The 24,581-nt window shown below is 38.2% G+C and carries 19 protein-coding genes; 4 read left to right on the top strand and 15 right to left on the bottom strand.

The genetic code is table 11. The annotated features are described in order from the left end of the window. Positions 1-3: 3 nt before the first annotated feature. The 12 genes from ruvA to HX062_RS02055 form a co-directional block, all read right to left on the bottom strand. Positions 4-585 (bottom strand): Holliday junction branch migration protein RuvA, encoded by a 582-nt coding sequence (gene ruvA / locus HX062_RS02110; RefSeq protein WP_182625552.1) that lies wholly within the window; start codon positions 583-585, stop codon positions 4-6. Between the two features lie 90 nt (positions 586-675). After that, complete coding sequence (locus HX062_RS02105; protein WP_286466208.1) at positions 676-2,955, bottom strand: NADP-dependent malic enzyme; 2,280 nt, start codon at positions 2,953-2,955, stop codon at positions 676-678. A 63-nt stretch (positions 2,956-3,018) separates the two neighbouring features. Further along, positions 3,019-3,978, bottom strand: coding sequence for a tRNA epoxyqueuosine(34) reductase QueG (gene queG / locus HX062_RS02100; protein ID WP_182625550.1), 960 nt, complete (start codon positions 3,976-3,978; stop codon positions 3,019-3,021). A 3-nt stretch (positions 3,979-3,981) separates the two neighbouring features. Then, entirely contained in the window at positions 3,982-5,004 is a 1,023-nt protein-coding gene (gene ruvB, locus HX062_RS02095) for a Holliday junction branch migration DNA helicase RuvB (RefSeq protein WP_182625549.1), read from the bottom strand. An 84-nt stretch (positions 5,005-5,088) separates the two neighbouring features. Next, positions 5,089-6,885 carry a cytochrome c oxidase subunit I gene (locus HX062_RS02090; protein WP_182625548.1) on the bottom strand — a complete coding sequence of 599 codons (1,797 nt, stop codon included), beginning with the start codon at positions 6,883-6,885 and terminating at the stop codon, positions 5,089-5,091. A 27-nt stretch (positions 6,886-6,912) separates the two neighbouring features. Next, positions 6,913-8,082 carry a cytochrome c oxidase subunit II gene (locus tag HX062_RS02085; protein WP_182625547.1) on the bottom strand — a complete coding sequence of 390 codons (1,170 nt, stop codon included), beginning with the start codon at positions 8,080-8,082 and terminating at the stop codon, positions 6,913-6,915. A 17-nt stretch (positions 8,083-8,099) separates the two neighbouring features. Then, entirely contained in the window at positions 8,100-9,404 is a 1,305-nt protein-coding gene (locus HX062_RS02080) for a quinol:cytochrome C oxidoreductase (RefSeq protein ID WP_182625546.1), read from the bottom strand. Between the two features lie 31 nt (positions 9,405-9,435). Then, complete coding sequence (locus HX062_RS02075; RefSeq protein WP_182625545.1) at positions 9,436-9,984, bottom strand: c-type cytochrome; 549 nt, start codon at positions 9,982-9,984, stop codon at positions 9,436-9,438. A gap of 7 nt (positions 9,985-9,991) precedes the next feature. Further along, a complete protein-coding gene (locus tag HX062_RS02070; protein ID WP_158961518.1) occupies positions 9,992-10,513 on the bottom strand; it encodes a DUF3341 domain-containing protein in 522 nt (173 codons plus the stop codon). Positions 10,514-10,519: 6 nt separating this feature from the next. Beyond that, on the bottom strand, positions 10,520-11,929 hold the full coding sequence (gene nrfD, locus HX062_RS02065) for an NrfD/PsrC family molybdoenzyme membrane anchor subunit (protein ID WP_182625544.1): 1,410 nt from the start codon (positions 11,927-11,929) through the stop codon (positions 10,520-10,522). 40 nt (positions 11,930-11,969) lie between these two features. Then, positions 11,970-15,020 (bottom strand): TAT-variant-translocated molybdopterin oxidoreductase, encoded by a 3,051-nt coding sequence (locus HX062_RS02060; protein WP_286466201.1) that lies wholly within the window; start codon positions 15,018-15,020, stop codon positions 11,970-11,972. 37 nt (positions 15,021-15,057) lie between these two features. Continuing rightward, the gene (locus tag HX062_RS02055) at positions 15,058-16,338 is read right to left on the bottom strand and encodes a c-type cytochrome (protein WP_286466200.1); all 1,281 of its coding nucleotides are present in this window, start codon (positions 16,336-16,338) and stop codon (positions 15,058-15,060) included. A gap of 263 nt (positions 16,339-16,601) precedes the next feature. Here HX062_RS02055 and HX062_RS02050 point away from each other — a divergent pair, with 263 nt between their 5' ends. Next, a complete protein-coding gene (locus tag HX062_RS02050) occupies positions 16,602-16,937 on the top strand; it encodes an SPOR domain-containing protein (RefSeq protein WP_255492327.1) in 336 nt (111 codons plus the stop codon). Positions 16,938-17,001: 64 nt separating this feature from the next. Here the strand turns inward: HX062_RS02050 and leuS are convergent, their stop codons facing one another. The 3 genes from leuS to HX062_RS02035 all read right to left on the bottom strand — a co-directional run bounded on the left by leuS (position 17,002) and on the right by HX062_RS02035 (position 22,371). After that, complete coding sequence (gene leuS / locus HX062_RS02045; protein ID WP_286466198.1) at positions 17,002-19,815, bottom strand: leucine--tRNA ligase; 2,814 nt, start codon at positions 19,813-19,815, stop codon at positions 17,002-17,004. Between the two features lie 128 nt (positions 19,816-19,943). After that, a complete protein-coding gene (locus HX062_RS02040; protein WP_286466197.1) occupies positions 19,944-21,362 on the bottom strand; it encodes a S41 family peptidase in 1,419 nt (472 codons plus the stop codon). Positions 21,363-21,516: 154 nt separating this feature from the next. Then, positions 21,517-22,371, bottom strand: a complete 855-nt coding sequence (locus HX062_RS02035) for a LytTR family DNA-binding domain-containing protein (RefSeq protein WP_286466195.1) — start codon at positions 22,369-22,371, stop codon at positions 21,517-21,519. Between the two features lie 257 nt (positions 22,372-22,628). On the opposite strand from HX062_RS02035, the gene HX062_RS02030 reads away from it, so the two are divergent. The 3 genes from HX062_RS02030 to HX062_RS02020 are packed head-to-tail and all read left to right on the top strand — an operon-like array spanning position 22,629 to position 24,580. Then, positions 22,629-23,510 (top strand): cell division protein FtsX, encoded by an 882-nt coding sequence (locus tag HX062_RS02030; protein ID WP_286466193.1) that lies wholly within the window; start codon positions 22,629-22,631, stop codon positions 23,508-23,510. A 2-nt stretch (positions 23,511-23,512) separates the two neighbouring features. Then, complete coding sequence (locus tag HX062_RS02025; RefSeq protein ID WP_182625538.1) at positions 23,513-23,758, top strand: DUF3098 domain-containing protein; 246 nt, start codon at positions 23,513-23,515, stop codon at positions 23,756-23,758. 12 nt (positions 23,759-23,770) lie between these two features. Beyond that, on the top strand, positions 23,771-24,580 hold the full coding sequence (locus HX062_RS02020) for an undecaprenyl-diphosphate phosphatase (RefSeq protein WP_286466191.1): 810 nt from the start codon (positions 23,771-23,773) through the stop codon (positions 24,578-24,580). The last annotated feature ends 1 nt before the right edge of the window (position 24,581 follow it).

Raw genomic sequence — 24,581 nt, 5'->3', positions numbered from 1 at the left:
GACTTACAATTTTTTTAATGCTTGTTTAATAATATCTTCAACAGAGGCATTGGGATCCGATTTTAAAATCGAATCAATCACTTTTTCTGCTGTTTTGCGAACAAAACCAAGCACCTCTAAAGCAGATAACGCTTCATCCGCATTTGTATTGTTAATCGTAGGTAAAACTTCGTCTATATTGTAAAGTTTTATTACCTTTTCCTGTAAGTCTAATATGATTCGTTGGGCAGTTTTTGCACCAATACCTTTGATTCGCTGAATGCCTTTCGCATCAGCATTGGCAATCATTTGCAATAATTCTTTGGGTACAGTAGACGACAAAATATTACGAGCGGTATTCCCTCCTACTCCAGATACGGAGATTAAAAGCTTGAACAGTTCGCGCTCTACTTTGTCTATAAATCCGAATAAAGTATGCGCATCCTCTTTTATTTGAAGAAAAGTATACAGCTTTAGGTTCTCAGAATTACCTATAAGCGAATACGTATAAAGAGATATATTTATTTGATAGCCTACACCGTGGCAATCCACAATTACTTCTGTAGGTGTTTTTTCAATCAATCTTCCTTGGATCTGCGCAATCATAGTCTTTAATTTTCATCAAAAATAGTAAATAATTTTAACTATTTACTAACATAATGACACTCAGATCAAGGAAGATTTTTATTTTATTTTTTATTTTTTCTTGCGGTTCTCTCTTACTTGAGCATCCACTACAGCTACTGCCGTCATATTGACCATTTCATCTACACTTGCTCCAAGTTGGAAGATGTGAACTGCTTTTTCAAGTCCCATAATAATTGGGCCGATTGACGTCGCTTTGTTCAATTCTTTCAACATTTTATATGTAATATTCGCAGAATCTAAATTAGGAAACACAAGCGTATTAACTTTCTTGTTCACCAATTTAGAGAATGGAAATTTAGATTTCAGCATTTCATTATTCAATGCAAAGTCAATTTGAATTTCACCATCTACAACCATATCAGGGTGTTGATCGTGTAAGATTCTCACTGCTTCTTTTACTTTTGTAGGAGAGGCATGTTGTGCAGATCCGAAGTTCGTATAAGACAGCATCGCAATTACGGGGTCTAATCCGAATAATTTCACGGTTTTCTCCACCATAACGGCGATTTTAGCCAACTCTTCTGCTGTAGGGTTTGGATTAATTGCCGTATCAGCTAAGAACATAGGGCCTCTTTTGGTCATCATTAAGTTTGCCGTAGCAATCTTATCTACACCTTGTGCACGAGGAATAAGTTCTAAAATTGGTTTCACTACAGTTGGGTAGCTACGTGAATATCCAGTTAGTAATACATCTGCTTGTCCTGTATTTACAAGCATGGCAGCAAAATAATTGCGCTCGCGCATCAGTTTAGCTGCTTCGTAATGTGTAATACCCTTGCGTTGTCTTGTTTTCCAGTATAAATCTGCAAATGTTGCTCTTCTTTCTTTTTCGCTATCTGCTTTGGGATCAATGATCTCTACGTCAGCGTGAAACTCAATTTCTTTCTTAAGTTCAAGAATTGTTTCTTTATCTCCTAAAAGGATTGGAATAGCAATTCCCTCTTCGTAGGCGATTTGAGCCGCTTTCAACACATCCAAGTGGTCAGCTTCAGCATAGACTACGCGTTTAGCATCAATTTTAGCGCGATTAAACAACATACGCACCAATTTGTTATCAGAACCCATGCGTTCTTCTAACTCTTGCTTATACTTGTCCCAGTCTGTAATTGGCGCTTCAGCTAATCCAGACTCCATAGCTGCTTTAGCTACTGCTGGTGGAACAACGGCAATTAAGCGTGGATCGAATGGTTTAGGGATAATATACTCGCGACCGAAGCTAAGTTTAGTTTCTCCGTAAGCGATATTTACTTGTTCTGGCACCGGTTCTTTTGCTAGTTTAGCAAGTGCAACTACGGCTGCCATCTTCATTTCTTCATTGATTTTTGTTGAACGAACGTCCAATGCCCCTCTAAAGATATAAGGGAATCCCAAAACGTTATTCACTTGGTTCGGATAATCTGATCGACCCGTTGCCATAATTACGTCTTTACGCGTCGCTACCGCCAAGTTGTAATCAATTTCTGGTTTTGGATTAGCCATTGCAAATACAATAGGGTTCTCTGCCATCCCCAATAACATGTCTGGTGTTACAACATCCGCTGTTGAAAGTCCGATGAAGACATCACTTCCCTTCATGGCATCTTTTAAGGAAATATCATAGTCAACCGCAAAAACGCGTTGCATATCCGAAATGCGGTCATCCCCTTTCTTCAATACCCCTTTACTGTTGAACATGAGTATATTTTCTTGTTTCACACCAAAGGCAACGTATAAGTTGGCACATGCAATTGCAGCAGATCCAGCACCAGAAACCACCATTTTCACTTGGTCAATCTTTTTTCCTGCCAGTTCGAGAGCATTCAATAAAGCTGCTGCAGAAATAATTGCTGTTCCGTGTTGATCGTCATGCATCACGGGAATATTCAATTCTTCTTTTAATCGTCTTTCAATTTCAAACGATTCTGGCGCTTTAATATCTTCTAAGTTAATCCCTCCAAAAGTTGGGGCGATATTTTTCACCGTTTCGATGAATTTGTCGATATCCGTGGTATCTACCTCAATGTCAAACACATCTATATCTGCAAAAATCTTAAACAAAAGACCTTTTCCTTCCATAACGGGTTTAGAAGCTTCAGGACCGATATTACCCAATCCTAAAACGGCTGTTCCATTGGAAATAACAGCAACTAAGTTTCCTTTTGCTGTGTATTTATAAACGTTATTTACATCTTTAGCGATTTCTAAACAAGGCTCGGCAACTCCTGGTGAGTAAGCCAAGGCTAAATCTCTTTGAGAAGAGTATTTCTTTGTAGGTAAAACTTGTATTTTTCCAGGCGTTGGTTTCGCGTGATATAACAACGCTTCCCTGCGTAAGCTTTCTTTATTCATAAAAATAATTTTAACCGAATAAACAAAGTTACCTCTTTTTAAAGATAATTTATTGTTAGAATTTTATTCCTTTAAAAATTTAATATTTCGCACTAATCCTGTAAATTTCGTTCTTTTTACTGCGGATTTTTTAAATATATCATTAAAAACCTCATTAGTAAGTTCTTCCCACTCCCGATTGGAAAAGTTCATTAACTCATCCTTAGGAGTAAATCGGGCTTCTTTATGGGGGGTTGCAAAGCGATTCCACGGGCAAACGTCTTGACAGACATCGCAACCGTACATCCAATTGTCAAACATTCCCGAAAATTCTTTTGGAATATCGTCTTTTAGTTCAATAGTAAAATAGGAAATACACTTAGATCCATTGACGACATAAGCACTTTCTATAGCTCCCGTTGGACAGGCGTCGATACAACGGGTGCATTTACCACAGTGATCAGTGGTTGCTCCATCGGGTTCGAGATCTAAGTCGATAATCAATTCGGCAATAAAAAAGAAAGAACCCGCTTGTTTGGCGATGAGATTGCTGTTTTTACCAATCCATCCCAATCCGCTTTTTGCGGCCCAAGCTTTGTCTAGTACTGGGGCAGAATCGACAAAAACACGCCCATCTACGTCACCGATGTGCTCGTGAATAAAATGCAACAATTCTTTTAAGCGATCCTTAACCACAAAGTGATAATCCTCACCATAGGCGTATTTGGAGATCTTAAATGCATCTGCGTTTTGTGTCTGTTCTGGATAGTAGTTAAAAAGCAAAGAAACGACACTTTTTGCTCCTTCTACTAACAAGGTTGGATTTAATCGTTTATCGAAGTGATTCTCCATGTATTGCATACTGCCGTGCATATTAGCATGCAACCATTGTTCCAAACGCGGTGCTTCCTCTTCTAAAAAACCTGCTTTAGAGATACCACAAGACATAAATCCTAAGCGCTTGGCTTCGGCTTTGATGAGGGTAGCATAATGGGCAGCTTTAGCGCTAGTAGAGACGATATCAAGGGCGCGTTTATCCTTCATTGCTTATAAATCAAATAATCCGCCTACAGATTTAGAACGACCGAGGTGTTTAAATGCCAATTCCGTCGCTTCACGACCACGGGGAGTACGAATAATGAATCCCTCTTGAATCAAATAAGGTTCGTAAACTTCTTCCAAGGTTTCAGCATTTTCAGATACAGCAGTAGCTAAGGTCGATAGACCTACAGGCCCACCTTTAAATTTATCAATAATTGTCGAAAGGATTTTATTGTCCATTTCGTCTAAACCACGTGCATCGACATGCAGGGCATTTAAGGCATATTTAGAGATTTCGATATCAATGGTACCATTTCCTTTAATTTGGGCAAAATCGCGCACTCTACGCAGCAATGCATTAGCAATACGCGGTGTTCCGCGACTGCGTCCAGCAATTTCAATTGCAGCTTCGAGATCAATGGGCACTTGGAGAATGGATGCACTGCGTTCGATAATAGTGGCTAATAATTCTTTAGAGTAGTATTGTAAACGGCTTTGAATACCGAAACGCGCACGCATAGGTGCGGTTAGTAAACCTGAACGCGTAGTTGCACCCACTAAGGTAAACGGATTAAGGTGAATTTGAACCGAACGCGCATTGGGTCCTGATTCAATCATAATATCAATCTTGAAATCTTCCATAGCAGAGTATAAGTATTCCTCTACAATGGGACTCAAACGATGTATCTCGTCAATGAAAAGCACATCACGCTCCTCTAAATTTGTCAATAAACCTGCTAAATCTCCTGGCTTATCTAACACTGGTCCAGAAGTAATCTTGATACCTACATTTAATTCATTGGCTAAAATATTAGCTAAAGTAGTTTTTCCGAGTCCCGGAGGTCCGTGAAACAAAGCATGATCAAGTGCTTCTCCCCTTTGATTAGCAGCAGCCACGAAGATTTTTAAATTTTCCAACACACTATCCTGACCCGCAAAATCGTCAAAAGACAGGGGTCTAAGTTTTTTTTCAACGTCAAATTCTTCTTGGTTGAAATGTTTGGTTGTAGGATCTAGATGCTCATTCATAGAAACAAAGATAATTCAAAAAAAGGGATACAAAAAAACGCCATTCAAAAATGAATGGCGTTTTTATATCTAAACTAAATAATTTTAGTGGTGTAATTGCTCCTCACCTTCCATATAAGGCATAGTTTGAGGTGCGTAATCTTCTGGTAAACCAGGTTTGCTGTAGTCATATGGCCATCTGTAAACCACTGGTAATTCACCAGGCCAGTTTCCGTGGATGTGTTCTACTGGTGTAGTCCACTCTAAACTGTTTGATCTCCAAGGGTTTTGAGGTGCTTTCTTACCATAGAAAATACTAACGAAGAAGTTCCATAAGAATACTAATTGGAATGCCGATCCTACTAAAGCAAATACAGTAATTAATACGTTCACATCATAGAATTCATCGAATAATGGGAATGCTGTATTTGAATAGTAACGACGAGGTAAACCTGCTAATCCGATAAAGTGCATTGGGAAGAATACTCCGTACGCACAAACTGCAGTTACCCAGAAGTGAATATAACCTAAGTTTTTATTCATCATTCTTCCGAACATTTTAGGGAACCAGTGGTAGATACCAGCAAACATTCCGTAAAGTGCAGAGATACCCATTACTAAGTGGAAGTGAGCGATAACGAAGTACGTATCGTGCACGTTGATATCTAGTGTTGAGTCTCCTAAGATAATCCCTGTTAAACCTCCTGTGATAAACGTAGATACGAAACCAATACAGAATAACATAGCAGGGTTCATTTGGATATTACCACTCCAAATTGTAGTGATATAGTTGAACGCTTTTACAGCGGAAGGAATAGCGATCAATAATGTTGTGAAGGTAAACACAGATCCTAAGAACGGGTTCATACCCGATACGAACATGTGGTGACCCCAAACGATTGTTGATAAGAACGCAATACCTAAGATTGAAGCAATCATCGCACGGTATCCGAAGATTGGTTTACGTGCAGAAGTTGCGATAATTTCTGATGTAATACCCATTGCAGGTAAGATTACGATATATACCTCAGGGTGACCTAAGAACCAGAATAAGTGTTCAAACAATACTGGTGATCCTCCTTGGTAATGTAAAACTTCTCCAGCTAAATAAATATCTGACAAGAAGAATGAAGTACCAAAACTTCTATCGAAAATCAATAATAATGCAGCAGATAAAAGAACAGGGAAAGATACGATACCGATGATAGCTGTAACGAATAACGCCCAAACTGTCAATGGCATTCTAGTCATTGTCATTCCTTTTGTTCTCAAGTTAACTACTGTTGCTACGTAGTTCAACGATCCCATTGTAGAGGAAACGATGAAGATAGCCATAGAGATTAACCATAATGTCATTCCCATACCTGATCCTGGGATTGCTTGTGGAAGTGCACTTAAAGGAGGATAAATTGTCCATCCTGAAGAAGCAGGTCCACCTTCTGCGAAGATTGAAATAACCATTAATACCGCAGAAACAAAGAAGAACCAGTAAGATAACATGTTCATGAATCCAGAAGCCATATCACGTGCTCCAATTTGCAATGGAATAAGTAAGTTCGAGAACGTACCACTTAAACCAGCAGTTAATACGAAGAATACCATGATTGTTCCGTGCATGGTAACCAAAGCAAGGTAAATATCATTTCGCATAACTCCGTCTGGAGCCATTTTTTCTCCTAATAACCATTTGAATACCTGAAAAGATTCTTCAGGCCACGCGATTTGCATTCTAAATAAAAGGGACATTACAATCCCGATGATTCCCATAATAATACCTGTAATCAAGTATTGTTTTGCAATCATCTTGTGATCTAAACTAAATACGTATTTAGTGAAGAAATTACCTTTATCGTGATGATCGTGATCGTGATCATTAATTATTTCGTGTCCTATTGCTGACATAGTATAAGTTTTAATTAAATACGTGAATTATTTTACTACTTGAGCGATAGCTTCAGTTTCTACTTCTTCTGTTACAACTTCTGTTTCAGCAGGTGCAGTTACTTCTTCTTCTTTAGCCCCATTTTCAGCAGCTACTTGTTCTGCTAAAGTAGGTAACTCTTTTAACCAAGCGTTATATTCTTCTTCTGTAGACACAACAACTTTTAATTGCATGTTATAGTGAGAAGCTCCACAAATTTTGTTACACAATAATAGGTAATCAAATGTATATGGATCTAAAGGTTCATGCCCTTCAGCAATAAGCTCTTGACTTCTATCAGCTCTAATATTGTTAATATTATTCACTTTACTAACAATCGACTCACGTGTTCTCATTTCTTCTGTTGTAACGCTAGGTACAAAAGCAAATTGAGTCACCATTCCAGGTACACAGTTCATTTGCGCTCTAAAGTGAGGCAAATAAGCAGAGTGTAATACATCTTGTGATCTAAATTTCAAAACAACTTTCTTTCCAACTGGTAAGTGAAGTTCTTTTGCCATTTTATCATCTTGCGCATTCGGGTCCGTCATATCAACACCTACCACGTTTACACCTTTGATAAAACGAACGTTAGCTTTTCCTAATGTATTATCAGGACCTGCATAACGAACATCCCAAGCAAATTGTTTTGCGTATACTTCGATGTTGATAACTTCTTCCTCTTCATTAACAAACATGATATCATTCCAAGCGAACAAACCGTAAAGGATTAAACCTGTTAAAGTAATGGTTGGGATGATTGTCCAAGCTGCTTCTAATTTATCATTATCAGAAAAATATCTTGCTTTTCTTCCTTTAACACCACGAGCTTTAAATGCGAAGTAGTGTAATAAGAATTGAGTAACAATTTGAACAAAGAAAATCAACGCCATTGAAATCCACATTAGATTATCAACTGTATTTCCGTGTTCTGATGCTGAATCACTCATTAATGGAAAACTTCCGTATTCTACTAAACAATAGATAGTGAATACATAAATAAAAGCTAAGAATCCGAAAACTACATATCCTTGTATGTTGTTATCTTTTGGATTAGCTAGTTGAGATTCATAGTCATCAGGACCAGACCCTACTTGCGTTAAATCAAATATCTTTGTCAATTGCCAGATTGCAATTCCCAATAATACAACTATCGCTACTATTAATAAACTAGTCATTGGTTTATTTTTAATTATTAATAATGAAAATGTTTACTTTCTTCAATTAGCGGGTTGTTCTTAGCTAATAAAGGAGCTTTAGAAATTGCTGTAAATCCAACATAGATAAACAATCCGATGAAGAACATTAACGCTGCAATTTCAGGAATTCCGATAAACCAAGATCCACCAACTGTACCCGGACTGATCATAATAAAGAAGTCTAAATAGTGACCTACAATAATAGATGTACCAGCCATAACAACAATCCAAGATAGACGTTTGAAATCTGTATTGATCAATAGTAATAAAGGCAACACAAAGTTCAACAATAACATGCCGAAGAACGGTAAGTTATATTCTTGAATTCTGAAGATAAAGTAGGTAACCTCCTCTGGAATGTTAGAGTACCACTGTAACATAAATTGTGAGAACCAAAGATAAGTCCAGAAAATACTTAAACCAAACATAAATTTAGCTAAATCGTGAATATGACTTGTATTCACAAATTCCAGATAACCTTTGCTTTTTAAATACAAGGTAACGAATGCGATTGTTGTAATACCAGTTACGAAGAAACTAGCGAATACATACCATCCGAATAATGTACTATACCAGTGCGTATCGATAGACATAATCCAGTCCCAAGATGCCATTGATTCAGTAACAATAAAGAAAGCTAAGAAACCAGCAGATGCTTTGAACATTTTTTTGTGGAATGTTAAGTCACCTGTCTCGTCTAATTTCAACGATTGCTTTCTCATATACACTCGATATAAGTTCCAACCACCTAAGAAGATGATCGCTCTTATAAAGAAGAAAGGAATATTCAAATATCCAGTTTTTCCAGCGATTAATGCGTCGTTCGCTACAATGGTAGGATCCATCCAAATAAATAGGTGGTTACCTCCTGCAGCACTTGCGATTAAAAGTAGTAAGAAAATGATAGACCCAGGCAATAGATAAGCCGTTAATCCTTCCATAACGCGGAAAAGAACTGGCGACCATCCTGCTGCTGCGGCGTAATTGATTCCGTAAAAAGCTAAAATCCCAAGAGAAACAAGCATTACAAAAATACAAGCCACATATACAGCTGTCCAAGGTTTATTTTGCATCTGCGTCAACACATGCTCTAAATGTTTTTGGTGCGCTTCGTGATCTGCATCCGAAACCTCGCCATGATCGGCATGGTGACCACCTCCGTGGTGCGCTTGCTCATTTAAAATCTGCTCTACATCAGCAGTTGTCTTTGGTGCACTGAAAAACCCATACGCAATCCCTACTAATCCTAGAACCATCAGGACTAACGCAAAGGTTTTCAAATTTTTTGATAATGTGTACATATCTAAACTTTCAACTAAGTTTTACAATTTATTATTCTGATTTCAATTTAAGCACATAATCAGTAACTAACCAACGCTCGTGTTGCGTTAATTGGTTTTTATGCGCTCCCATTGAATTCAAACCATAAGTAATAACGTGGTAAACACCTCCTTCAGTAAGTTCTCTATCGTGATAGTTAGGAACCCCTAAGAATTTTTCTCTTTTTACCAAATTACCTTTTCCATCTCCTTTTGCACCGTGACAAACTGAGCAGTAAATTGCATATAACGCTTTACCTTTCTCTAGATCTTTCTCTTCTGCAGTTAGGGGTGATTTCAAATGTAATCTCGCTTCAGCTAATCCTTCTGGTGTATCTGCATACTCTTCCGGTTGAAATCCACGAGGTACTGATCCTTCTGCAGGAAGTTGTCCTTCTTTACCATTTTTGAAAACTGTAGTAGGAACCTCTGCATATGTTTCATAGGCTACAGATTCGTACATATTAGGCATAAACTGATAGTTAGGACGCTCTTTGTTAAAACAAGACGTAGTCAAAACAGCTACACCCGCTAAAGTTACTATTTTATATATCGATTTCATGCTACTATTACTTTTCAATTACTTTAACTTCAACTGCTCCTGTTCCTTTGAAGAATTCAATTGCAGTATCCTCGTCTCCTTTTAAAGCAACCTCCATTAAGAAATGGTCATCAGTTGTTCTTACATCAGGGTTTTCAGCTGTTTTAAATGGCCATAATTTACTTCTAAAGAAGAATGTTAACACCATTAAGTGAGCAGAAAACAATACAGTCATCTCAAACATAATAGGCACAAAAGCTGGCATATTTTGGATAAAACTAAAACTAGGTTTACCTCCAATATCTTGTGGCCAATCCACAATCATGATAAAATACATCATGCTTGTTCCGAATGCTAAACCTACTAAACCGTACAAGAATGCACAAATAGCTAATCTAGTTGGTTTTAATCCCATCGCCTTGTCTAGTCCGTGAACTGGGAAAGGCGTGTATATCTCTTCAATGTGATGGTGAGCAGATCTTGTTTCTTTAACTGCATCTAACAACACATCATCATCATTGTATATTGCGTGAATAAACTTATTACTCATAACGAATTAGTGATTTAATGATTGATGACCTTCTTTACTATCTCTTTCTTTTTTGTAGTATTCACCTGATGATTTCAAGATAGTTTTCACCTCTGCTTGCGCAATTACAGGGAAACTTCTAGAATACAACAAGAATAGTACGAAGAAGAAACCGATTGTTCCGATATAAATACCAGCATCTACAAATGTTGGTTGGAACATTGTCCAAGATGACGGCAAGTAATCTCTGTGTAACGAGGTAACGATAATTACGAAACGCTCGAACCACATCCCCACGTTTACAACGATTGAAATGATAAACGAAGCCATGATGTTTGTTCTAATTTTTTTCACCCACATCACTTGTGGAGAAATTACGTTACATGTCATCATCAACCAGTATGACCACCAGTATGGACCTGAAGCACGGTTTAAGAAAGCGTATTGTTCATACTCTACTCCTGAATACCAAGCTACCCATAGCTCTGTAATATAGGCTACCCCAACTACAGATCCTGTAATCATAACGATGATGTTCATCAACTCAATGTGTTGAACTGTAATATAGTCTTCTAAGTTAGATACTTTTCTCATGATGATCAACAAGGTATTAACCATAGCGAATCCTGAGAAGATCGCACCTGCAACGAAGTAAGGCGGTAAGATCGTGGTATGCCATCCAGGGATAACTGACGTAGCAAAGTCAAAAGATACAATCGTGTGTACAGAAAGTACAAGTGGCGTAGCTAAACCAGCTAATACTAAGTGAACTTCCTCAAAACGTTGCCAATCTTTTGCTCTTCCAGACCAACCGAAAGATAAAATTGAATATACTCTTTTTGTAAATGGAGTGATAGCTCTATCACGTAACATAGCGAAGTCAGGAAGTAAACCAGTCCACCAGAAAACTAATGATACTGATAAATACGTAGAAATCGCGAATACATCCCATAATAGCGGCGAGTTAAAGTTTACCCATAACGAACCGAATTGGTTTGGAATAGGTAATACCCAGTACGCTAACCAAGGGCGCCCCATATGTATAATCGGGAATAAACCAGCCTGAACTACTGAGAAAATTGTCATAGCCTCAGCAGAACGGTTAATAGCCATTCTCCATTTTTGTCTAAATAATAATAATACGGCAGAAATTAATGTACCAGCGTGACCGATACCAACCCACCAAACGAAATTGGTAATATCCCAAGCCCATCCAATGGTTTTATTTAATCCCCAAGTACCTATACCTGTTCCTACAGTATAAGCCATACAGCCTACTCCCCATAAGAAAGCTAACAAAGCTATAGCGAATACTCTCCACCATAATTTATTTGCTCGTCCTTCAACAGGTCTAGCCACATCCACAGTTATATCGTGGTAAGATTTCTTACCGATAACTAAAGGTTTTCTAATGGGTGCTTCGTAATGTGACGACATAATCCTTTATATGTTTCTTTAATTAATAATTCTTTTTAAACTAGATATTTCTAACCTTAACGTGATAGAAAACATTTGGTTTTGTACCAATGTGCTCTAATAAGTGGTATGATCTATCTGATTCAGCTAATTTAGTAATTTCTGATTCTTTTTCATTAACATCTCCAAATACCATAGCTCCACTAGAACATGCTGCAGAACAAGCAGTTTCGAATTCGTTTGGACGAACCGCTCTACCTTCATTCTTCGCTTGTAAGATTGTTGCTTGTGTCATTTGAATACACAATGAACATTTTTCCATTACCCCTCTTGAACGAACTACTACGTCTGGGTTTAATACCATACGTCCTAAATCGTCATTCATGTGGAAATCGAACTCATCATTTTGAGCATATAAGAACCAGTTGAAACGTCTTACCTTATAAGGACAGTTGTTTGCACAGTATCTTGTTCCAACACAACGGTTATAAGCCATGTGGTTTTGTCCTTGGCGTCCGTGTGATGTAGCCGCTACCGGACATACAGTCTCACAAGGTGCGTGGTTACAATGTTGACACATTACTGGTTGGAATACAACCTGTGGATTATCTGCAGGATGCTCTAATTCCATATAAGCAGAACGAGCTTCTGAGAATCCTTTTGCTGCTACTTTCTTATCTACATCCGCTGAGAATGTATCTTCTGATGAATAGTATCTATCGATACGCAACCAGTGCATATCTCTACTTCTTCTTACTTCTGACTTCCCAACTACTGGTACGTTGTTTTCTGCGTGACATGCAATTACACATGCTCCACATCCTGTACAAGCGTTTAAGTCAATCGATAAGTTGAAGTGGTGACCTACAGAACGATCGAAAGATTCCCAAATATCTACAGAAGAAGCTCTTACTTCTTGGTGATCATAAGAAACCACTGGGAAGATATTCCACTCTTCTACATCTTTTGTATTGAAAATTTCTAACGTTGTATCTTTTACGATATCACCTCTACTCATTAAAGTATTTTGCAACTGAACACAAGCAAACTCGTGGTTTCCTGATGCTTTTTCTACTGTAACTTGTTGAACGTTATCGAAGTTGTGATATAAAGTATAAGCATTCACCCCAACTTGCATGTCTTCTTTTAAGCTAGCTTTTCTTCCGTAACCGAAAGCTAAACCAACTGTTCCAGCTGCTTGTCCAGGTTGAATTAATGCAGGTACATTTTCTAAAGTAACGCCGTTTGCTTGGATCGTAACATAGCTTCCGTCTAAACCACCGTTAGCAACGTGGAAGTTTACGATACCTAAAGCTTCAGCATCAGCGCGAGAGATAGTTAAGTAGTTATCCCATGATACACGCGTGATTGGATCTGGGAACTCTTGCAACCATGGGTTGTTTGCTTGTTGTCCGTCTCCCATTCCTGTTTTCGTATACAATACTAATTCAAGACCTTCTCCTTTTTTAGCTTTGCTCAATGCAGAAACAGCAGAAGAGAAATCAGCAGAAGCTGAGATTTTCGCGTTTTCACCTGTTACAGCAAAACCATCGTGAACCAATTGATTCCAAGTTAATCCAGAAACATAAGATGCACTTGTTGCTTTGATATAGTCATAATACGCTGTATTATTTCCATTCCACAACAATAAAGCTTCTTGAAACTGTCTTGTATCGAATAAAGGTCTGATTGTAGGTTGAGTAATTGAGTAGTGACCTTTTTTGATCATTACGTCACCCCAAGCCTCTAAATAATGAGGTGCAGCAGCAGCGATTGTAGTCTCTAAAGCTGTTTCATCCTCTTTTAATGCGAAGCTCACTGAAGTTTTTACTTTTTTCAATCCTTCAACGAAAGCAGCGCTATTTGCCAAAGTATACACTGGGTTAATACCTGACATAATTAAAGTATGCACTTTACCAGCGTTCATCTCTTTAATTAGCTCAGCTACTTTTGCAGCATTTCCTTGTCTTACATATTTTGTTTGTTCTGGCAAGAAAGCTTCTGATTGTAATGCCTCGTTAATTGCCAATACAACTAATTGTGCGTTTACATCTTCTAAACCTGTAACAACAACTCCTTTTGAACCTGCTGCTTTTACTTGTTTTGCTGCTTTATTAATCGCCTCGTCGTATGCTGTAGTAGCAGAAGAAACAGATCCTCCAACGATTACATTGTACAATTTAACTAAAGCTGCTTTTTGTTCTGCAACAGACAATGGCATACGAACGTCTGCATTAGCTCCAGAAAGACTCATATTAGCTTCAATCTGAATGTGCTTAGACATTACACCATTTTTAGGGATACGTTTTTGAGCGTAAGCAGAGTCGTATCCTCCACCTTGCCAATCTCCTAAGAAATCAGCACCAACAGAAACGATAACGCTTGCTTTTCCAAAATCGTAATCTGCTAATCCGCGTTTTCCGTATGCTTGCTCATAAGCATCTGCTGCTGCAGATGATGAAACAGCGTCATAGATCACGTGTTTAGCGTTTGGATATGTTTCAATAAACTCTCCGATCAATTTATCTGTCGAAGGACTCGCCATTGTATTCGTTAACACAACTACGCTTCCTCCTGTTGATTTAGCATCTTGTAAACTTGCTCTTACTTTAGCATCTACCTCATCCCAAGAAGCATTTTTCCCTTCGATTTTCGGCGCTTTTAGACGCATGCTGTCATACATTGAAAGCACAGAGGCATGTACACGCGCATTCGCACCTGAATAGGCGTTTGCAAGTTTATTATTGTCAATTTTGATTGGACGACCCTCACGAGTCTTAACCAAAACATTCACAAAATCAAAACCATCCGCGATTGTAGTCGCATAGTAATCCGCGATTCCAGGGATAATTTCCTCTGGTTGAACTACGTAAGGAATTGATTTTATAACTGGTCCCTCACAAGCAGCTAAAGTTGCTGCAGCTGTTGAAAAACCAACATATTTCAAAAAGTCTCGACGAGTTGTTGAAGAAGAAGACAATTTGTTTTTGTCTCCAAGAAATTCATCTGTAGGAATTTCCTCAACAAACTCATTGTTTCTTAGCGTCTCAACAATAGAACTATTATCATTCAGCTCCTCAACACTTTTCCAGTATTTTTTGTTTGATGCCATTGTATATAAATATTAGCTTCTTATTCTTAAATAATTCTTAATAGTGACATTTACCACACTCAAGTCCACCCATTTGAGCAACTGTCAATTTCTCAACTCCGTATTTGTTAGCAAGTTCTTCGTGGATTTTAGCGTAGTACGCATTATCCTTCAACTTAACATCCGTTGTTCTGTGACAGTCAATACACCATCCCATTGTCAATGGAGAGTGTTGTCTCATGATTTCCATTTCCTCCACAGGTCCGTGACAAGTTTGACATTCTAAACCAGCAACATTTACGTGTTGTGAGTGGTTATAGTAAACGAAATCAGGTAAATTATGAATACGAACCCATTTAACAGGCTTCTCTTTACCAGTATATTTTTGAGTCGCAGGATCCCATCCTACAGCGTCATATAACTTTTGAATTTCAGCAGTGTAAAATTCTGGCGTGTATTTACCGTAATCTGCACCTTCATCTCCAGTGAATTCACTGATGTTTTTATGACAGTTCATACAAACGTTTAACGAAGGAATTCCAGAAGTTTTACTTGATCTTGCAGAAGAGTGACAGTATTTACAATCAATACCATTGTCTCCCGCGTGAATTTTGTGTGAGAAGTGGATAGGTTGAACTGGTTCATACCCTTTATCTACTCCAATTTGCATCATAAAGCCATAAGCGAAATACGAACCAATTAGAACAAATACAATTGTAGAACAAATCACCAAGAATTGATTTTTCACAAACGCTTTCCACAACGGAACAGTTTGACGAACCTCTTCAGTTAATCCGTTAGCCTCAACAACTTTATTCAGTACTTTCTTAACAAGGAAAAGCATCGTTACCAATAATAACAACACCACTACTAGTGCTCCTAATACAATCATATTAGAAACCGCATCTCCACCACCTTGTCCTTGAGCACCACCTGCAGTTGCAGCAGCAGCCGGAGCCTCAGCTTTTGGTTCAGATACATACGCCAAGATATCATCTACATCTTGGTCAGATAAACCTGGAAAGTCGTTCATCACAACTTTGTTCCACTCATCGAACAGTTTTACCGCACGAGCGTCGCCAGATTTAATCAAAGACGAACTACTTTTGATCCACTTGTGTAGCCATTCTACATCTCCGTCGTGACGTTCAACAACTCCACGAAGTGCAGGTCCAGTAGAAGCCCCGTCTAACTTGTGACATGCCGCACAGTTAGAATTAAACAATTCCTTACCCTTTGCTACATCTTGAGCAAACGAAATTGTAGAAAACGATAGCATTAATGCTAAACAAAAGAATAAAATCTTTGAAAACGAATTATGGTTACCCACTTTTTTCATAGTTATAAATTGATTTTCAACTAAACTTGGTTTTTAATAACAGTGATAATCAACTATTATTCAATACACCTTATTTACAAACTCCGACAAAAATACAATTTATGGATAACTCTTAAAACCTTTAACGACCTTAATCTTTAATTTATACGCGTTCTAAATAAAGCGATCTCACGCAATTTTCAAGAATAATTGTAAATTTGCTTCAAATACATTTCATTATGAGAAATTTAAGAATATTTCCAGTCCTTTTTTGCTTGTTTTTTATGCATACAATAAGTTATGCTCAAGAGAAAAACAGTGCGATTCAAGAGTCTTTAGCCATAAAAAAGCTCGTTGATGCCAAAAGAGCTACAACAAGCTCTACCTTGAATACGGATAAATACAATATTCAGATTTTTTACGGTAAAAACCAGCAAGCAAAAGAAGCCCTAAATCGCTTCAAAAGAATGTATCCAGACATGGAGGCAACTGTCATTTATTCCAATCCCTCATATAAAGTTTTGGCAGGAAATTTCAAAACGCGTTTAGAAGCAGAACGCTACCTCAAATCCATCAAAAAAGATTTTGATAGCGCCTTGCTCTTACGTCCAGGAAAATAAAACTAAAAAATCCCGTTGTATGACTACAACGGGATTTTTTTTATACTCCTTTGTTCCAGGTTGTTTACCCCACGATGTTGATAATTTTTCCTGGCACCACGATTAACTTTTTCGGTTCACGTCCTTGTAATTGCGCTTGGGTTCTTTCGTCTGCTAAAATTAATTTCTCAATTTCTTCAACACTTAAATCCAAAGGCAATTCAATTTTAAAACGCATTTTCCCATTGAATGAAACTGGGTATTCTTTTGCATCTTCTACTAAGTAACTTGCAACAAACTCAGGAAACGGTTGATCAGCAATCGTCCCTTTGTGTCCGAGCATACTCCATAGTTCTTCTGCAATATGTGGCGCATACGGTGCAACCAAAATCGCCAAAGGCTCTAAGATGGCACGGTGGTGACATTTTTGCTGTCCTAACTCATTTACACAAATCATAAATTGAGAAACCGATGTATTAAAAGAAAATCCTTCAATATCCTCTTCTACCTTTTTGATCGTTTTGTGCAAAGACTTGTACATCTCTTTTGTTGGTTCTTCATCCACGACCACCACAGCAGTATCATCCGCATACAATCTCCACAGTTTTTTCAAGAAACCAAATACTCCCGAAATACCTGCAGTATTCCAAGGCTTTGCCTGCTCCAATGGACCTAAGAACATCTCGTATAAACGAAGCGTATCTGCTCCATACTCCTGGCAAATATCATCTGGATTTACTACGTTGAAATATGACTTAGACATTTTCTCTACTTCGTGTCCAACGATGTATTTTCCGTTCGCATTACAAATAAAAGTTGCTTCTGCATAGTCAGGTCTCCACGCCTTGAACCCTTCCATATCCAATTCAGACGAGTTATTTACTAACCCAACATAAGCGTATAATTGCTGTACTTTTTCATCTTTAATCATATCTTTTGAAATGAACGTATTCGTTCCTTCCACGCGATATACAAAAGCTGAAGTACCCAAAATCATCCCTTGATTGATCAGTTTAGCAAAAGGTTCCTCTGTCGGTGCTACGCCAATGTCTTTTAAGAATTTATTCCAAAAGCGGCTATACAATAAATGTCCTGTTGCGTGCTCACTTCCTCCAATATATAAATCGACGTTTTGCCAGTATTCCAAGGCTTGTTTTGAAGCGATAGCCTCTTCATTTGTAGGATCCATATAACGCATCCAATACCAAGAAGAACCAGCCCATCCAGGCATTGTATTTAGCTCTAATCCAAATACAGTAACTTCATCAATTAAATCATTTGAAACCACTTTGTTATTTACTGTGTCCCAAGCCCAAGTATGCGCATTCCCCAAAGGAGGTTGTCCGTCTTCGGTTGGCAAGTACTTTTCAACTTCTGGCAATAGAATGGGCAAATACGCCTTGTCAATCATCTTCGGCAAACCATTGACATAATACACGGGAAATGGTTCCCCCCAATAGCGTTGACGAGAAAACACAGCATCGCGCAAGCGGTAATTTGTTTTCCCTTTTCCTTGCCCTAAAGCTTCGATAGCTTCAATGGCCTTAGCCGTAGCTTCTTTATAAGCTAATCCATTCAAGAAATCTGAATTTTCTAAAACAAATCCCTCTTTTTCTGAAAAAGCCTCTTCGCTAATATCTTGATTAAAAATATTTTTAATTTCAATACCAAAGTGCTTGGCAAACGCATAGTCACGGGTATCACCAGCAGGAACTGCCATCACAGCACCCGTTCCATAACCAGCCAACACATAGTCGCCAATCCAAATTTCAATTGGCTCTTTGGTAAATGGATGTTCAGCATATGCTCCGGTAAATACACCTGAAATCTTTTTCACATCCGCCATACGCTCGCGCTCACTTCGCTTTGAAGTTGCATCGATATACGCTTCTACTGCACCACTTTTTTCTGGCGTTGTAATTTTTCTCACTAAATCGTGCTCCGGTGCCAAAGTCATAAAACTAACACCAAAAATTGTATCAGGGCGCGTGGTAAATACTTCGATCGTTTCTGCTGAATCTTTTACGTTGAACACGACAGCTGCACCTTCCGATTTTCCAATCCAGTTGCGTTGGCTCTCTTTCAAGCTCTCTGTCCAATCAATTGTATTTAGTCCTTCTAGTAAGCGTTCTGCATAAGCTGAGATACGCATACTCCACTGCTTCATTTTCTTGCGCACCACTGGATGACCTCCACGCTCTGACAAACCGTCTTTAATTTCGTCATTCGCCAAAACAGTTCCCAAAGCTGGACACCAGTTTACTTCTGTCTCTGCTAAATACGTCAAACGGTACCCCAATAAGAGGTGCTCTTTTTCTTCTGGAGAAAAAGAAGCCCACTCCTGTGCAGTGAAAGCCACAATCGACTCATCGCACACAGCATTAACCGTCGCATTTCCACTTTGTTCAAATAAAGCAATCAAAGTAGCAATCGACTCCGCTTTATCTGAGTCCTTATTATACCAGGAATTAAACAACTGAATGAAAATCCACTGGGTGTGTTTATAGTAATCTGCATTTGAGGTGCGAATCTCACGAGACCAGTCAAAAGAGAAACCAATCTGATCCAATTGTTCTCTGTAACGCGCAATATTTACTTCTGTTGTAATTGCAGGATGCTGACCCGTTTGAATTGCATATTGCTCTGCAGGTAATCCAAAACTATCGTATCCTTGAGGATGTAATACATTAAATCCTTTGTGTCTTTTATATCGTGCAAAAATATCCGAGGCAATATACCCTAGAGGATGACCTACATGCAGTCCTGCTCCAGAAGGATAAGGAAACATGTCTAGGACATAATACTTAGGTTTATCGGATTGATTTGAGGTTTTAAAAGTTTGATTTTCTTTCCAAAACTTTTGCCATTTTGCTTCGATTTCGCTTGGATTGTATTTCATAGTACAAATATCATTTATTACACCAGTTCTTCTTCGAGGAGCTCGAAAAAAAACGCCATCTTGACGCAAAAATAAACTATATTTATAACAAAGTGAAAACTTTAATTCACTTCCTACCAATAAAACGACTACTCTTTGGGTTTCACACTTTTTCCGATCAGTTCTTTAAGCACATAATCCAAGGCCTCCTCACTGGGAATAGACCTTGTTGGTTGCACGCCGACCTGATCCAATCGCTTTCCATCTGCCGTATAATAATCTGCAGTAGGCAAGACCAATGTGAATCCGTGGGCTAAGGAAAAGCGCTCGCTATTTAGCATGGCTCCAGCAGTTTTTTCACCGACTACTACAGCGCGATCTTCCAGTTGCAAACCGTGAACAATGGGTTCACAAGTACTCGCCGTACGCTGATTAACCAATACATACAATTGTCCGTCATATCGCGCTTTTTTTGCGGGTTGCACAGACAAAGCAACACCAGGATAACGGTGAATATGGCTCAACAAATCCGTTGCATCGCCTTCCGCAAGCGAAATAAAACGAGAGCGTTGCGCTTGAGTGGGAGGATATTGCTGCTGATCGAACCATTTTCTCGTGAGAAAAACTCCACCGTAATAAGGATGTGTCGCAACTTGATTGACGAAAGTCAAACCTGCCTCTATCCCTCCTCCAGAGTTATCGCGTAAATCGACAATCAAGTGCTGAATATCCTGTTGTTCGATTTCAAAGAACACAAGCTGCATTGCTTCCGCTGTACCGCTAAAATCGCGAATAGAAAGCAAACCTATTCCCTCTCCTTGCACCGTAAATTTTACCGATTTCTCCTCAATAGCTAACTCATCCCTTTCTATTTCCGTCTTTTTTTCATTCGACCGCACTAAAGCATAGTGCGAAAAAGGCAATTTCGAGGCGTAATAGTAAAAGGCAAATACCATTTCAAGATCGTCGTTTAGATGGGGGACCACTTGAGTCATTTTCTTTTTAAACCCCAACCACTCCTTGCTTTCCACAAGCGCTTTATTGAAGATATTTTGTTCCGTTTGTACGACAACTTCCTCAAACACTTGGGCGTAGTTTACCAAAGGCAAAGGTTGCTCTAACTTTTTGCCCACTACTGTTCCTTTTACATATTGATTTTTTGTTTTCAACGTTCCTTGTAAAACCCCTGCTTCAATAGTCGCAGCAAAGTAATAATTGCCAATCGGCGAGCGAAAAATACCGCTAAGTTCCTTTTTACCGTCTTTTTTCGTGTGCTTTCCCTCGTCAATAGCAATTAATTTTCCGTCCTTGAATGAGGAAGTAAACGTACGTCCCAAAAAAGAAGTCCATCCGCCAACAATAATTTTATCTGCTCCTTTTCGCGTATAAGCTTCAAAGGTATCTTCTTTGGCATCAAAAGATAAAATAAGATCTACTGCTCCCAGATCTGGATGTGTTAGAGTCATTTTCCAATCCCCGCTAAGTTCGCGATCTTGATCTTCTGCTCTCAGCTGACAACTAAACAAACTAAATAGGCAACTAAACGCCAGTATTACAACTTTTTTCATCGGTGTGTTTTTATATTCATCTCAGCAAAACTGCAGAATAAAACAGCATCAACTAAAAATTTGGGACGAACAACAACGCTTTGGGATAAACGACAAATACAGAGGAGATTTTTTCAAAAAACAAATACAGGATGGCTAAATTCCAAAAAAGAACCTAGGTTAAATTTGCTTTATTTTCTTTTAATTTTTGGATGTACGTTCTCGAAACAGGAAGCGGTTGTTCAATGTAATTCAAGCGAACTTTCCCTCCCTGCGCATTTCCTTTTACTCCTTGAAGGTGTATGGTATTAATCAAATACGAACGGTGACAGTATTGGATAGAAACTAAGGTCAATTGTTCTTTCAATTTTTTCAGGGGCAAGCGCATCAGTTGTTGGTGTAAACGTCCTTCTACCAGATAGCAAACCGTACAGTAATTACCTTCGGATTGCGCATAGATAAAATCACATTTCCTCAAAGTGAACGTTTCTTGTACGACATCGGTTTTGATCGACACAACTTCATCTTTCTTTCCCATCTCCTCCCCTTCCTCTTTGTTTACAAGCCACTCCCCTATATTAGCAGTGAAATGCTCCTGATTTAGCATCGAACGTTCACGATACCACACATAGCAAAGTAAGCTGTGTAGCACACAAATAGGCAGGCCGATCAGTAAAGTATAAACTGCCATTTCCAGCCATCCTATCAATGAAAAGGGATGATGGCTAATAAAAAGCATATTGTACAAGTAGCCTAAAATAGAACAGAAAAACAACAGTATAAGTCCTTTTTTCACCTCTAGTTGCCAACTCCAGTCGGTTGTAGCTTTTCTCATTAGCAAAGCAGTACACAAAAATCCAAAGAAAACAAAAAAACCATAGGGCAACAGCAGTAAATATTTATTGCTATGCCTATAGGTATAGGTGCCAAAAGGTTGAAAAACAGCAATAAAAAAGTAGCACATTCCCCCTAAAAATAAAGAAGAAAATAAGGTATGTAGTATAAACCTGCGTTTTTCCGTTTGTTTCATCCCATTTATTAATTGATTTTCAACATCTAAGGCTCAATTTTTGATACATCTAATACCTGTATGCCCAAAAGATTCGAACAGCTGTACCCCTGTAGCGGTATAAAATAAGAATTGAACGAACAAATGCGTATTCTTTGTCCGATCTCATACAAAATACAAAGAAATAAACTATATTTATATCAATTAGAAAAGTTTAATCGTTATTATCTTTTAAAAACACTTTTGTTTTTTAATTTTACAGCTTTAAAAATTGCACTATGACGTCAACGTATGAAAAATACCAAAAGCGAAAACTAATTTCGTCTTATTTTTCTGTGATACTAAGTATATTCTTGGTTCTCTCCTTATTGGGAGCCTTGAGCTTATTTGTCATTAATTCAGAGAGAATATCGAATAATTTTCGCGAAAATATTCCGATCAATATTTTTTTTAGTGACAATGCCACCCAAAAAGAGTTTGATTTATTTTCAAAAAAACTAGGCGAAGCACCTTATGTAAAGTCTTTCAAATTTGTTTCTAAAGCAGAAGCGGCCGAGACACAAAAAGAAGATTTAGGGGAGGATTTCCTTGAATTCTTAGGATATAACCCTCTTCAAAACTCGTATGACATCTATATTAACGGAGATTATGTTGTAACCGACAGCTTGGCAAAAATTGAAGCTGAACTACTCAAAACACCGAATATAGCTGAAATAACCTACGACAAACAGCTCGTTGAACTTGTTAATGAAAACATCAAGCGAATTACCAACTGGGTACTGCTCATTGCAGGAGTGCTAACCATTATTTCTATGTTGTTAATCAACAGTTCCCTGCGCTTATTAATTTTCTCCAGTCGTTTTACGATCAAGACTATGCAAATGGTAGGTGCGACTAAGACCTTTATTCGTCGTCCATTCATTTGGCACAGCATGCGTTTGGGGCTTATTGGATCCATTTTAGCCGTTATTGCTCTGGTGGCCTTAACGTTTTATCTCGATCAAAAATTCCCAGATTTAGAGCTCTCGCCTACGACAAACTATATGCCTTTGGTCATCGTGGGACTGGGCTTAATTTTAGCGGGAATTATCATCACAACAATTAGTACATTTTTCGCTACACAGCGATTCTTAAACCTTAAATCAGACGAACTTTATTAAATATGAAAAAAGACAACAACCCTTCTGGCTTTTTGTTTTCCAAACAAAACTACACGTTGCTATTGGCGAGCTTCGCCATTATAGCCCTGAGTTTCATCCTTATGGGAGGTGCTTCGAATGATGACCCAACAAAATTCAATGAAGCCATCTACAGCTTCAGAAGGATTCACCTTGCACCGGCTGTGTTTTTTATCGGTATTGGTGTAGCCATCTATTCCATTTTTAAAAAAGATAAAAAGCAATCATAACAAACTAATTTTATGGATTTAATACAAGCCATCCTTCTAGCTATAGTAGAAGGACTTACGGAATATTTACCAGTTTCATCTACAGCCCACATGATTTTCTTGAGCTCGTATTACGGGATTCAGGATGACGATTTCGTCAAACTCTTTCAAACCGCCATTCAATTTGGAGCAATCTTAGCTGTTGTAGTACTTTACTGGCGTAAGTTTTTTGATTTCACTCGTATTTCATTCTATAAAAAATTAGTGCTCGCCGTCCTTCCCGCCTTAGTATTAGGGAAATTATTAGACGAAAAAATAGACGCTGTACTTGGAGAAACCATCTACATTGCTATCATGTTAATTATCGGGGGATTTGTTCTTATTTTCATAGATAAATACTTCAAAAACCCAAAAACAATACGCGAAGAAGACATTACCGTAAAACAAGCGGTAAGCATTGGATTCTGGCAGTGTTTGGCTATGATGCCAGGAACAAGCCGATCTGCAGCATCTATCATTGGAGGGATGCAACAAGGGTTATCTCGTCAGGTAGCGGCAGAATTCTCTTTCTTTTTAGCCGTGCCTACCATGGCAGCTGTAACCGTGTATTCGATCGTATTAAAAAAATACGAATCAGGAAAAATGGGGTACGAACTACTTTTCGAAAACAGCGACAACTTAAAATTATTCCTTTTAGGCAACGTTTTAGCGTTTATTGTCTCTATTGTTGCCATTAAATTTTTTATTGGAATTATCAAAAAATACGGATTTAAACCTTGGGGATATTACCGCATCATTGCAGGGATAATCCTACTAGTTTACTTCGGATACTTAAAAAACTAAA

The organism is Myroides sp. DF42-4-2 (assembly GCF_030326445.1).
Lineage (GTDB): Bacteria > Bacteroidota > Bacteroidia > Flavobacteriales > Flavobacteriaceae > Flavobacterium.
This window is presented reverse-complemented; position numbering and strand designations above follow the sequence as displayed.